Raw genomic sequence first — 13,256 nt, forward strand, 5'->3', positions numbered from 1 at the left:
CATCGATGTACCGGACCAAGGCCGCGTCGAAGCGTCGCATCGCCGCGTTCATTGTTGCCAAATCCCCGCGCAGGCCTTTGTGTTGCGCCCAATCAATAAAGGCCGGTCTACAAGGACTGGCGCCGAAACGGGGAGAGACCATGACCGCACCGACCAGAGACAAGACCTCGACGCGCCGCCGCTTCTTGAAGGCGGCCGCGGCCGGAGCCGCGGCCGCCGTCGCCGCGCCGGCCATCGCCCAGACGCAGGGCCCGATCAGCATGCGCTGGCAGAGCACCTGGCCGTCAAAGGACATTTTCCACGAATACGCGCTCGATTACGCCAAGAAGGTCAACGACATGACCGGCGGTGACCTCAAGATCGACGTGCTGCCGGCCGGCGCCGTGGTCCCCGCATTCGGCCTGCTCGATGCGGTGTCGAAGGGCGTGCTCGACGGCGGCCACGGCGTGCTGGTCTATCACTACGGCAAGCAGACGGCGCTTGCATTGTGGGGCTCCGGACCGGGGTTCGGAATGGACGCCAATATGCTGCTGTCCTGGCACAAATACGGCGGCGGCAAGGAGCTCCTCGCCAAGCTGTATGCATCGATCGGCGCCAACGTCGTCTCGTTCCCCTACGGACCGATGCCGACGCAGCCGCTGGGCTGGTTCAAGAAGCCGATGGCCAAGGTCGAGGACTTTCAGGGCCTGAAATATCGTACGGTCGGCATTTCGATCGACGTATTCACGGCGATGGGCGCTGCGGTCAACGCGCTGCCGGGCGGCGAGATCGTGTCGGCAATGGATCGCGGCCTGCTCGAGGCGGCCGAATTCAACAACGCCTCGTCGGATCGCGCGCTCGGATTTGCCGATGTCTCCAAGATCTGCATGCTGCAAAGCTATCACCAGAATGCTGAACAGTTCGAGATCACCTTCAACAAGACGAAATTCGACGGCCTGCCCGAAAAAATGCGGGCGATCATCGCCAATGCCGTCGAAGCGGCTTCGGCGGACATGTCGATGAAGGCGATCGACCGGTATTCGCAGGACTACGCCGACCTGCAGACCAAGGACAACGTCAAGTTCTACAAGACCCCCGACGCCATTCTCAAGAAGCAGCTCGAAATCTATGACGAGGTCGTCAGGAAAAAGGCGGCGGAAAATCCGCTGTTCAAGGAAATCCTGCAATCGCAGCTCGCCTTTGCCAAGCGGACCACGCAATGGGAGCAGGACACCGTGGTGAACCGCCGCATGGCCTACGACCACTATTGGGGCGCCAACGGAGCGGCGAAGAAAATCTGACGCTGTGCTGGTGCGCCGTCTCCGCAAACTACAACGTCGTCCCCGCCAAGGCGGGGATCCATATACACCGGCGCCTGTGCTTGCAGATGGTGTTGCGGGGTTTAGTGCTCCAACACACCCGTCGGAGGTTATGGGTCCCCGCCTTCGCGGGGACGACGCGTTGTTGGCAGCAGCGCGTCTACCCAACCTGAACGACCGCATCACATGACCGTCCAGACTTTCCTGCACACCATCGACGAAATCAGCACCTGGGTCGGCAAGGCCGCGGCGTGGCTGATCATTCTGCTGATGGGCGTGGTCTGTATCGAGGTGTTCAAGCGCTACATCATGAACATGCCGACATCATGGATTTTCGATCTGGACAACATGCTGTACGGATCGCTGTTCATGCTGTGCGGCGCCTACACGCTGGCGCAGAACGCCCACGTCCGCGGCGACTTCCTCTATTCCTCGATGCGGCCCCGCACCCAGGCCACGCTCGATCTGGTGCTCTACATCGTGTTCTTCCTGCCCGGCATCGCGGCACTGATCTACGCCGGCTACTTCTATGCCGCCGACTCCTGGCACATCGCCGAGCATTCCAACGTCACCGCGGACGGCCCGCCGGTCTATCATTTCAAGTCGGTGATCCCCGTCGCCGGCGGGCTGATCATGCTGCAGGGCATAGCCGAAATCGTGCGCTGCGTCGTCTGCCTGCAGACCGGGGAATGGCCGAGCCGGCTCAAGGACGTCGCCGAGATCGACGTGATCGAGGAGCAGCTGGCGCACAGCGAATATGTCGACGAAGAGTCGCGCAGGAACGCGATCGAAGGCGCGCAGAGAATCGACGAAATGGCGCGTCAGCGCGGCATGGGCGGGGACGTCAGCACATGAGCGACCCCGCGCTTGGATTGTTGATGCTGGCGCTCATCGTCGTCGTCATCATGATGGGGTTTGCGACGGCCTTCACGCTGATGGGCCTCGGCATGTTCTTCGGCTTCATCGCGTTCTACGACCCGGCGCAGAGCTGGACGCAAAACCGTGTATTCGATCTGATGGTCCAGCGCACCTATGGCGCGATGACCAACGACGTCTTGATCTCGATCCCGTTGTTCGTGCTGATGGGTTACGTGATGGAGCGCGGCGCGCTGGTCGACAAGATGTTCTATTCGATCCAGCTCGCGTTCCGCCGCGTGCCGGCGTCGCTTGCGGTGGCGACGCTGATCGTGTGCACGTTCTGGGGCATCGCTTCCGGCCTGGTCGGCGCCGTCGTGGTGCTGATGGGCGTCATCGCCTTCAACCCGATGCTGCGCGCCGGCTATGACGTAAAACTCGCTGCCGGCGTCATCACGGCCGGCGGCACGCTCGGAATTCTGATCCCGCCGTCGGTGATGATCATCGTCTATGCCGCGGTCGCCGGGCAGTCGGTCGTGAAGCTGTATGCGGCCGCGATGTTCCCCGGATTTTTCCTGTCGCTGCTGTATCTCATCTACGTGATCGGCTGGGCGCTGATCGATCCGAAGATCGCACCGCCGTTGCCGGAGGAACAGACCCGGGTCAAGGTGCCGGCCTGGATCAGGAGCTTCGAACAGCATTATTCGCCGAACATGTTCGTCGCCCTGCTCAAAGCGCTGGTGTCGCCCGCGAAGGCGAGGACGCTGGAGTCCGACGGCAAGCCCATGACCTATTGGGGCGTGGTGCAGAACTTCATCATCGCGCTGGTGCCTTTCCTGCTCACCGCCCTGACCCTGTCGCTGGTGTGGTGGTACGTCGTCATCCATCAGCAGGCGGCGGCCGCGGCGGCTCCCGTCGAAGGATTGCAGCAACTGGGCAGCGCGGTGTCGGCGCCGGCCGAAACCCCGGCCGAAAAGGGACCGGACTTCCAGTTCTATCTCTGGTTCGGGATCAGCGCGGCGGTGCTGGCGCTGTGGACCGCGCGCTCCTATCTGCGCATGAATGGCGAGCGCTTCGAGGTGCTCAAGCTCTTGACCTCGTCGGTGATGCCGCTCGGCATCCTCACGGTGATCGTCCTCGCCGTGATCCTGTTCGGGATCACGACCGCGACGGAATCCGCCGCCGTGGGTGCCGCCGGCGCCTTCATTCTGGCATTCCACGCCCGCACCCTGGACTGGAAGCGCACCAAGGAAGCGGTGTTCCTGACCGCAAAAACCACGGCGATGGTGTGCTGGCTGTTCGTCGGCTCGGCGCTGTTTTCCGCGGTGTTTGCCATCCTCGGCGGCCAGGCCCTGCTCGAGCATTGGGTTCTGTCGCTCAACATGACGCCGGTTCAGTTCATGATCCTGAGCCAGGCCATCATCTTTGTGCTGGGCTGGCCGCTGGAATGGACCGAGATCATCATCATCTTCGTGCCGATCTTCCTGCCGATGCTGAAGCATTTCGGCATCGACCCGATCCTGTGGGGGACGCTGGTGTTCGTGAACCTGCAGGCGGCGTTCCTGTCGCCGCCGGTGGCAATGTCGGCGTTCTACCTCAAAGGGGTCGCGCCGAAGCACGTCACGCTCAACCAGATATTCGCCGGCATGATGCCCTACATGCTGATCGTCATCGTCTGCATGGTCATCATGTATCTATGGCCGGGGATGACGCTGTGGCTGCCGGCATATCTGTACGGCGGCTGAGGCACGGCGCGGCGTCGCCCCGCGTCCCGGCCATGACGTAGAAGCGCTGCCCGGCCTTGTACCGGGCATGTCATGCCCGGCCTTGTGCCGGGCATCCACGTCTTTCTTCTGATGTGGGGCAAAGACGCGCTGCGCGGCGTCCGCGGCGCAAAACGCCCCATCATTAACGGATGCTTTCCGTTATTGCTCTAAAACGTAACCAACGGCCGCGAGACAGCGCGGGGTTCCATTGGTTGCGAGGATGCTATGCGCGTTGTAGTGGCTGGGTTGGTCGTGGCGGGATTGGTTTCGGCCGGCGCCGGCGGCGCCGTCTGGATGAGAAGTTCGGCCGCCGTGCCGGAGAAAATTCAGGCGGCCCAGACAGCGCCGGCTCCCGCTGCGCCGGTTGCTCCGGCAGCGCAGCTTGCCGCGAAGGCCGAACCTCTCGCCGACGTGACCGGCACGGTGCCGGCGTCCGAATCAAAACCCGCGCCGGCCCCGGCCAAACGCGCCTGCGCCAACCCCAACGCGCTCGGCATTGGCCGGGTCGTCGAAATCGACACCGCAGGGGGGCCGGGATTCGGCTTCGAGCATTTCAAGCAGCTCGATTTCCTCGCCGACAAGGAAGTGGTGCTGACGTTCGACGACGGCCCCTGGCCGGTAAATACCCCGGCCGTGCTGAAGGCGCTGGCGGAGGAATGCACCACCGGCATTTTCTTCGCCGTCGGCAAGCATGCCACCTATCACCCCGACATATTGAAGCAGGTGGCCGCCGCCGGACATACCGTCGGCTCCCATACCTGGTCGCACGCCAACCTGAACAAGAAGGGCATGACCGAGCAGCAGGCCAAGGATGAGATCGAGAAAGGCTTCAGCGCCGTGCGCCTCGCGCTGGGTGCCTCGCCGGCCCCGTTCTTCCGGTTCCCGCAACTGCAGCACGCCCCTGCGATGGTGACCTATCTCGGAACCCGCGACATCGCAATGTTCTCTTGCGACCTCGATTCGTTCGACTTCAAGGCGAGCACACCCGACAAGATCGTGGAAACCGTGATGACCAAGGTCAACAAGCTCGGCAAAGGCATCATCCTGATGCATGATTTCCAGAAGCACACCGCCGAAGCCCTGCCGACGCTGCTGAGCCGGTTGAAGGCCGGCGGTTACAAGGTGGTGCAGATGAAGGCGAAAGCGCCGCTACAGACCATCGCCCAGTACGACGCGGAAGTGGTGAAGGACGCAAAACTGCCCACCGTCAGCTCACGTCCGGTTTCCAGTGTCGTGCAGACGGTGGCGAACTGAACGGCCGATGCCGGCCGCCGGGAGGGCGGCCATGGCTCGCCGCCAGGGGCCATCGACCATCTATGTGCCGGCCGGGTTTCCACGAAGATCGAGCCGCGTCTGTCCGGATATGAAGGCCGGAGGCACTGCGATATCGTTGTGACTGACGTCGACGACTTCCAGACGCGTCAGGGAACCCAGGCTGAGCGGCAGCGCCGTCAACTGGTTGTAGCTCGCGTCAAGCAGGCGTAGATTCTTCAGTCTGCCGATGTTTTCGGGGAGCTCGGAAAGCTGGTTGAGAACGATCGAAAGCTCTTCCAGCGACTCAAGCGCCTGCAGGCTTTCCAGCTTCGCAACCCTGTTGAACCTCTGCTCGAAAATCATGGCCTGGAGCTCGAAGGGCGTCCTCGGCTGGCCCGGAAACTGGTACTTCCGCAGCGGCGCCGGAGTATAGACGTCCGGATCGGCCAACGTGGCTATCTTCTTGGAACCCAGATTGAGGATTTTGAGCGCACCGCAATCGGCAAGGCTGTCGCCGATACTGCGGATGCCGTTGTGATCCAGATCCAGTATTTCCAGCTTCGACAGATGCCTGAGATTCTCGACGTCCTCGATATGGTTGTTCGCCAGATAAAGCTCCCGCAACGACGCGGCCGAACCGCGCAGATCGGGGATGCAGGTCAGGCGGTTGCGCTCGGCACTGACAAGCTGCAGCCCGGGCATGTCGCCGAACGCCGCCGGAAACGCGCAAATCCTGTTGCGGCGGACATTCAACCGCCGCAGGCCGTCAAGCCGGGCAATCTCGACCGGCAAGGCTTCAAGGCCGCACCCGAACAGCGACAGTCCAACGACTCTTGATCCCAGCAGTTCGTAACCGACGGCATCCCAGGTCAGCTTCGCAAGAGGGTTGAGCCGTCTTTTCAGCAGCTCTTCGAGGGCTTCCAGGGCGACACTATCGTTTCGCGCGAGATCATCCATCACAGGCTCCCTCCATGTTATCGGCGCATCGTTCAGAGTGACCGCTGCATTTCGGCGCGGGCGTTAAGCAAATCCGGCTGGACCGAAGCAAGCAGCCCGGCGAGGCGAGCCTTGTCATCCGGCAGCGTACCCGCAAGATGCACGATATAATTCGACGGATGGTTGGTACGAAGCACGCATTTCCGATTCGTGATCTGAAGACCGCCGACCATTCGCTTGAGCTCCGCAAGCAGCCCCGCCGTATCCAGCTCGGCAAAGCTTCCGCGCGCCGCCTGCTGTCCGAGCGCGGTATGTGGAAAGGTCATCAGCGTCACGATTCCGAGAAAGTCCGGCTCGATCTGCGAGATGAGCGCCGCGGTCATGTCGGCATGCTCCTCGGTCAGCTCTCTGCCCCCCAGCCCCAAGATCACCGTCGTCGAAAGCTCGAAGCCGCAACCGGCCGCCTTCCGGCACGCATCGACGGTCTGGCGTCCGGTAATCCGCTTGTTGACGCGTCGCAACACCTCTTCGCTGCCGGAATCCACGCCGACGTACAACCGGTTCAATCCCGAGGCCCGGATCGATGTCAGCTCCTGCTCGGTCTTGCGCAAAATATCCTTGGCCGTGGCGTAGGCCGAGATGCGTTTCAGAGCGGGGAAAAGTCGCGACGCCGTCCCGCAAATCTCGATCAGGTCTGCCGCGTCCATGAAAAACGCGTCTGCGGCAAGCAGAAAGATCGTTTTTACCTCGTCGCGCATCATCGATGCGGCCTCTTCCATATCCGCGATGATGTCTCGCTGCGGTCTTACCTGGAAAACCTTCACCGACGAAACTGGACAAAACGTGCAGATCGGCTGGGAACAGCCGACCGTTGCCTGGATCAGCAGGCTTTGCGCTTCTGACAACGGCCTGAACACGGGCTGCGCGTAATACATTTCTTTCTTCCCTATTCCGGACTGACAGCAAGCCCGAACCGCTGCAGGAAGCCCCGCTCGACCTCGCCGTCGCCGTCATTGACGATGAGAAGGACCAGGGCCGAAACCGGACGGTCCGGCGCGGCGCAAAGCACCACGCCCCGGCCGCCCTTTCCGTCGTATGCAAACGGCTCGATGCCGAGGAGCACGGAAACCGCCGTTTCCGGTGATGCAGGCACCCGTAAGTGCTTCATGGTCTTGATGTGCCCGCGGTCTTCTGCGAGCAGGCGCAGCATCGGTACATAGGCGCACCATCGCGGATTGTTGTCGATGACGGCCTGTCGGGGACCGCGGATATCCTGGCCCAACACGAACGGCGCAGCGCCCCATGTTCGCGCCAGTTCGAACACGCGGCCTGCGGCCGCCGTGACGCCGATGCCGTCGCCGGATTTCGACCAGCTATTGGCGCACCGCGGAGGCGCGGCGTTGTCCGACGCGCCCTCCAGCATCACCTTCGGCCCGGCCAGTTCCGGATCAATGAGATAAAAGGCGAAATATTCCTCGCCCTCGACATAGGGTTGGAAAACCGCGTCTCCCCAGGCCGCGGAATCCCGCAGCACGGCATCGATATCGGAGCGGCTGTCGCCAAAAGCGACCATCTGGCCGCCGGCGCCGACAGCTGCCTTTATCACCCAGCGCGCATTCTGGTTCGCTGTCAGCTCGGACAATTTTTCCCGTCCGGGCACCGCCTGCACCGTGCTGTCGCCCAACTGGCGGGCGGCATGATGCTTGTTGAGCAGCATTGCGATGAGCTCGCGCTGCCTGCGGGCCTGTTCGTCGCCGATAATGGCCGCGACCTGCGAGGAGAACACCGGCGGACACAGGAAAAACGCGCGAGAGGCTGCTTTCGCAGCCGCGTGTACGTCGTCGACGAAATCAAGCCGCCCGGCACGAATTCCGCATGTTTCCCAGTGCTGGCGCAACCGATCGATTTTGCGGTCGGCCTCGGCGCGCTCCCCGTTCGGAAACGAGCGGGCCAGAACAATGTCGTCCGCCCGCGACATGAACAGCAGCGAGGCTCCTTCTCCCGGGACGGCGAACGTTTCAGCGGCCGTCTTCTGGGCCGCGCCGGTGGCAGTCACCAGGTCACGATCGTAAAACTGAGCGGCGCGTTCGGCGAAGTAGCAGGTTCCGGCTCCTTCCTGAAGGCCGCCGGCGCTATAGGACGGCAGGCCGGTCGCCTCGATCCTGTGCTTCAAGCTGAAACTCCGATAGGTCCGCGCAACGGCAATTTGCAAACCTAACAGGGACAGGAGGGAACGGGCCAGCGTAGATACCCCCGATTCCAACAGATTTTTTTCGCCTTGCAAACCTCGCCGCGGTTTGCGCGGTGCCGGCGCCCGATCGGCAGCCGGTCCAATATGCGTCCCCGTCCTGCGAAGCGGGAGGTAGGTCGCATCGCGTAGCAAACCCTTGGCAACGAAACGGCAAAACCGCCTAGAAACTCATCTCTTCGCTCACCCGCTTGCGCGGCCAGGGGTTGATCCCGTCACGAAGCCACATCACGGTATCGATCCAGAAGCCGGAAGCATGCCGGCAGTGAAACAGCCCGAAATGACCCGTCGCCTCTTCTCCCAGGTCGGCGGGGTTGAGCAGCACCTGCTCGCTTCTCGATGAACGATAATACGCCAGCGTCCTTCTCACGGCGCATGGCGTTCCCAACTCGTCGTCGGACACCGTGATCGCCAAAATCGGCGCGGTCACGTTCTGAAACCGTCTGAGCACGTCCTCTCTTTCATGTAATGGATAGCTCAACTCGAAGCGGGATCGTTGCGAGCTCCATTCATTGGCAACCCCCGCCGGCAGATCTTCAAGCCATCCAAAGCGCTTGCCCGGAAAATATCCAAAAAGCGCAGTGACGATGGGCATCACCACGTGCCATTTCAGAAACAGGGAAAGACGCCGGCTCCTCTGGTAATCGCGCCAATAGGCGAACTGGGCGCCGACGGTCAGCATGCGATAGACATGGCTGCCGCTTTCCGCCAGCCCCGGTATAACCCCGCCGAAGCTGTGGCCGACCACGAAAATCGGAACGTTGGCGCACCGCGATTCGACGAATTTCAGGGCGCCGTCGAAATCTTTCTCCCCCCAGTCCCGCCAGCGGAACCGGCACCCGCGCATTTGCTTCGGCCGCGACAGACCGATCCCGCGATAGTCGTAAGTCAATACGTCGAACCCCCACTCGGTCAGAAACGCCGCGTAGCGGTGATAGTATCCGGCCACGACGCCGGTGGCCGGATTGACGACAACTACTCCCAGACGGTAGCTCCCCTTGTGCGCCCAGAAATGACCGACAAGAACCACGCCGTCCGAGCACTTCAACTCGACCCGCTCAGGATTTAAGTCGAAGCGTCCCTTCAACATCTGTTTGTCTCCTCGCCGGAAGCAGGAACCCAGATGCTAGTGAAAACGAATCCGGCCGTACACGTACTAGTGGGTATACCTGGCTGAGGCCTTATCCCGGATGCCGCGAGGGCACGTGACGACAATGGCCGGCCTCACCCGAGAGCCGGGAATCAGCCGATAGGTTCGTGCGCACAACCGTCGATCAACGGCCCGGCGCGGCGCCAGCTCTGGCGGCGGGAATATCGAACGTCACGCCCTGGGCAAGGGGCAGTTCGGACCCGTAGTTTACCGCGCTGGTCATGCGCCTCATGTAACCCTTCCACGCATCGGATCCGGATTCGCGGCCACCGCCGGTTTCCTTCTCGCCGCCGAAGGCGCCGCCGATCTCCGCGCCCGATGGTCCCATATTGACGTTGGCGATGCCGCAATCGGCGCCCCGGCCGGACAGAAACAGCTCGACCTCGCGCAGGTCGGTCGAGAAGATGGACGACGACAGTCCCTGCGGAACGCCGTTCTGCAGGGCGAGCGCCTCATCCAACGATTCGTATCGGAGGACGTAGAGGATGGGTGCAAAGGTTTCATGCCGGACAATGTCGGTTTGCGCGGGCATTTCGACCAGCGCAGGCTTTACGTAATATCCGCCGGCACAATCCGGAATATCGGCCCGGCCGCCGCCGTGAACCTGACCGCCGTCCTGCTTTGCCGCGGCAAGCGCCTTTTGCATGGCGTCGAAGGCGCGGCCGTCGATGAGCGGACCGATCAATGTCTTGCCGTCGAGCGGGCTGCCTATCGCGACCGATGAAAAAACGCGTTTGAGATCCGCAATGAGGCGGTCGTACACCGAACTGTGCACAATCAGCCGCCGCAGCGTCGTGCATCGCTGGCCGGCGGTGCCCATTGCCGCGAACGCTATCGCCCGCACGGCGAGATCGAGATCGGCGGACGGGCACACGATGGCTGCGTTGTTTCCCCCCAATTCGAGGATGGTACGCGCGAACCGCCGCGCGGCTCGCGCGGCGACCTTGCGTCCCATCGCCGTCGAGCCCGTCGCCGAGATCACGGAGACGTCGGGATGGTCGACCAGGCTCTCGCCGATGCCGGAGTCGCCGATGATCAGGCTCGACAAGCCTTCCGGCACGCCGCCGAACCTCGTTGCAGCCTGCTGGAAAATCGCCTGCACCGCCAGCGCCGTGAGCGGCGTCTTTTCGGATGGTTTCCAGACCACGGAATCGCCGCATACCAGCGCCAACGCCGCATTCCAGCTCCACACCGCGGTGGGAAAATTGAAGGCCGAAATCACGCCGACGACACCGGCCGGATGCCATTGCTCCATCAGGCGATGATTCGGGCGTTCGCTGGCAATGGTGAGTCCGTAGAGCTGGCGCGACAAGCCGACGGCATAATCGCAGATGTCGATCATCTCCTGGACCTCACCCAGGCCCTCGGACAGGATCTTTCCGACCTCGATCGAGACCAGTCTTCCCAGCATGGGCTTGGCCCGGCGCAATTCTTCGCCGAAAATGCGGACGAGTTCGCCGCGCTTGGGCGCCGCGACGTTTCGCCAGACCAGATACGCCTTGTGCGCGCGTTCAATCATCTCCGCGGTATCGGCCGCGTCGGACTGCACGACTTCCGCAACGACTTCCCCGGTGATCGGGCTTCTTACCCGCAGCGTTCCGGAACGATAGCTTGCCTGCGGAACCGCCAGCCGGCCCAGCAACGCGGCGGTCTCGTCGCGCATGGTCGTGTCGACCGCCCCGTCTTTACGTCCCGGCGATGCTTTCGCAACATCAGAACCCGACTGCGATTTGTTCAAGATTGTTTCCACCACAGCACCTCCACTGGCGCGCGCGGCGCCGCCATATCCTTGGGAGCATAGGCCAGCGCCAAATGAAACCTTCCATACGGTGCGCGCCAGAACCGCCAGACGTCCGGATCGCCCAGCGCAGGGTCGAAGAATGTAATGCTGGGCGGCTCGGACAGCGTAAACGAAAAACTGTGAAACGGTTGCCCAAATCCCTTTCCGATCGCCTTGGCGAAGGCTTCCTTCAAGGTCCAGAGAGCCGTGAACTCGTTCAGTGCGGCGCCGGGATCGAGACCGCGCAAATAGCAAGCCTCGTCCGGGGCAAAGAAGCGGTCGCTGATAGCCAACCTCGTGGCGTCGGTGCTCGTTCTTTCCACATCGACGCCGAGCTCGTAGCCTCGTGCGACGCCGGCGGCTACAAGTCCTCGCGTGTGCGACAGGCTTATCCGGAGCTTGGACATCGCCGCGGGCGAAGCCACAACGGGTTTCCCCATTTCGGTCGCATCGATGGTCCACAGCTTGCGCGGAATGCCGAGGCTGTCTTCCAGGACTCGCCGCAGCAGAAAATGCGCCGCGATAAAGTCGCCGCGGTGCGGTGCCGAACGGATGGATGCCGCAACGGACTTCTTTTGCTCGTCGAGCGACGACGACATGGCGGCGATCGCACCATCCGTCAGACACGACGTGTCGAGGACCGCGACCCGCAAGAACGCCTCGTCGCCGTCAATCCGCTCGAACCGGAGCGGCCGCTCGGCGGCGCGATCCTCCTCGGCGGAGTGCGCCTTCAAAAGCTGCAGGTTGCCGGTGCGCGACATATCCTAGCCCAGGAACCCGTAGGTCACCGCCTCGCCGAGAATGGCTTCCTGTATCTCCGACGTCCCTTCATAGATTCGCAACGACCGGACCTGTCGATACAGGCGTTCGGGAACCGAGTTGCTCACGACGCCGGCGGCGCCGTGGAGCTGCACACAATCGTCCACCACCGACTGCGCGGTTTCCGTCGCGTGCAATTTTGCCAGGGAGGAGGTAAGGCATCGGCTCCCGCCGTCGCGATCCATATCCCATGCCGCTTGCGCTACCGCCAGGCGCGCGGTGTGGAGCGCAACTGCCATGCGCGCCAGTTTTTGCTGTACGACGGGAATGTCGGCAAGGCGCGTGCCGGTTGCCCGAACCCGCGTCACATGCGTGCGGGCTTCGTGCAGGGCGCGGCGCGCGAAGCCATTTGCCGCCGCGCCGACGCTCATGCGGACGCGTTCCAGCGTATCCAGCGCAACCGCGAGGCCGGCGCCGTTTCCGCCGATAATCCGGCCGCCCGGGATCACGCAATCGGCAAAGTGCAAATGCCCGAATGGCCGCGGCGCGATCAGTTCGACCGCCTCGGCCGTAAGCCCGGCCGTCGACGCGTCCGCGAAAAAAAGCGAAAGGCCCATCGGCCCGGTTCCGGCGCCGGTCCGCGCCAGCACCATGATATGGTCGGCAATGTCGGCGTTTGCGATCCAGTTTTTTTCGCCGGCCAGTCGGTAGTCCTGGCCGGCCGGGGTTGCCGCGAGCGCGACCGAGGCGACGTCCGAGCCGCTCTCCCGCTCGGTCAGCGCAAATGCAGCTATACGTCTGCCCGCAAGCAGGCCGGGCAGAAACTGCGAACGCTGGTCTTCCGTACCCCACAGCACCAGAGGCAGTGCGGACAAGACCTGAATGGAAAACGCGAAATCCAGGAGATCGTGACGATAGGCGAGGCCCTCGCGCACGATACAGATGATGCGGTAGTCGATCGATTCACTGACGGCGGCGGAAAACCAGCCGGCTTCGCCGAGCAAGCCGATCGCGCGACGTGTGGCCTCCTTGGGCGACTGCGCAAGCGCTGCTTCGATCGCCGCGTCCTTTTCCCTCAGCCAGCTTTCCAGCCGCGCCGCGACCTCGCGGTGACGATCGTCAAAGAACGGCAGCGCCAGATAGTCTGCATCGAGGCATCTGTGCGGCGTCGATGCTTCATTGGCCAAGCCAGGACCCGTGTAGTTCATTG

General features: G+C 62.8%; 11 protein-coding genes. 4 read left to right on the plus strand and 7 right to left on the minus strand.

Annotated features, from left to right (window positions below; genetic code table 11):
- Window positions 1-140 precede the first annotated feature (140 nt).
- From ACFE72_RS03675 to ACFE72_RS03690, 4 genes are all read left to right on the plus strand, one after another.
- Complete coding sequence (locus tag ACFE72_RS03675) at window positions 141-1,280, plus strand: TRAP transporter substrate-binding protein (protein ID WP_375411703.1); 1,140 nt, start codon at window positions 141-143, stop codon at window positions 1,278-1,280.
- Window positions 1,281-1,484: 204 nt separating this feature from the next.
- Window positions 1,485-2,153 (plus strand): TRAP transporter small permease subunit, encoded by a 669-nt coding sequence (locus tag ACFE72_RS03680; RefSeq protein ID WP_375411704.1) that lies wholly within the window; start codon window positions 1,485-1,487, stop codon window positions 2,151-2,153.
- A complete protein-coding gene (locus ACFE72_RS03685) occupies window positions 2,150-3,898 on the plus strand; it encodes a TRAP transporter large permease subunit (protein ID WP_375411705.1) in 1,749 nt (582 codons plus the stop codon). The genes ACFE72_RS03680 and ACFE72_RS03685 overlap by 4 nt, the downstream gene beginning before the upstream one ends.
- 246 nt (window positions 3,899-4,144) lie before the next feature.
- Window positions 4,145-5,173 carry a polysaccharide deacetylase family protein gene (locus ACFE72_RS03690; protein ID WP_375411706.1) on the plus strand — a complete coding sequence of 343 codons (1,029 nt, stop codon included), beginning with the start codon at window positions 4,145-4,147 and terminating at the stop codon, window positions 5,171-5,173.
- Between the two features lie 60 nt (window positions 5,174-5,233).
- Here the strand turns inward: ACFE72_RS03690 and ACFE72_RS03695 are convergent, their stop codons facing one another.
- The 7 genes from ACFE72_RS03695 to ACFE72_RS03725 form a co-directional block, all read right to left on the minus strand.
- Complete coding sequence (locus ACFE72_RS03695; RefSeq protein WP_375411707.1) at window positions 5,234-6,130, minus strand: leucine-rich repeat domain-containing protein; 897 nt, start codon at window positions 6,128-6,130, stop codon at window positions 5,234-5,236.
- A gap of 32 nt (window positions 6,131-6,162) precedes the next feature.
- Window positions 6,163-7,044 carry a radical SAM protein gene (locus ACFE72_RS03700; protein ID WP_375411708.1) on the minus strand — a complete coding sequence of 294 codons (882 nt, stop codon included), beginning with the start codon at window positions 7,042-7,044 and terminating at the stop codon, window positions 6,163-6,165.
- An 11-nt stretch (window positions 7,045-7,055) separates the two neighbouring features.
- Complete coding sequence (locus ACFE72_RS03705) at window positions 7,056-8,282, minus strand: hypothetical protein (RefSeq protein ID WP_375411709.1); 1,227 nt, start codon at window positions 8,280-8,282, stop codon at window positions 7,056-7,058.
- Window positions 8,283-8,520: 238 nt separating this feature from the next.
- Complete coding sequence (locus tag ACFE72_RS03710; RefSeq protein WP_375411710.1) at window positions 8,521-9,447, minus strand: alpha/beta fold hydrolase; 927 nt, start codon at window positions 9,445-9,447, stop codon at window positions 8,521-8,523.
- 184 nt (window positions 9,448-9,631) lie between these two features.
- Window positions 9,632-11,170, minus strand: coding sequence for an aldehyde dehydrogenase family protein (locus tag ACFE72_RS03715; RefSeq protein ID WP_375411711.1), 1,539 nt, complete (start codon window positions 11,168-11,170; stop codon window positions 9,632-9,634).
- Window positions 11,171-11,241: 71 nt separating this feature from the next.
- A complete protein-coding gene (locus ACFE72_RS03720; RefSeq protein WP_375411712.1) occupies window positions 11,242-12,048 on the minus strand; it encodes a 4'-phosphopantetheinyl transferase family protein in 807 nt (268 codons plus the stop codon).
- Between the two features lie 3 nt (window positions 12,049-12,051).
- Entirely contained in the window at window positions 12,052-13,254 is a 1,203-nt protein-coding gene (locus tag ACFE72_RS03725) for an acyl-CoA dehydrogenase family protein (RefSeq protein WP_375411713.1), read from the minus strand.
- Window positions 13,255-13,256: the final 2 nt, after the last annotated feature.

It is taken from the genome of uncultured Bradyrhizobium sp. (genome assembly GCF_964252615.1).
Lineage (GTDB): Bacteria > Pseudomonadota > Alphaproteobacteria > Rhizobiales > Xanthobacteraceae > Bradyrhizobium.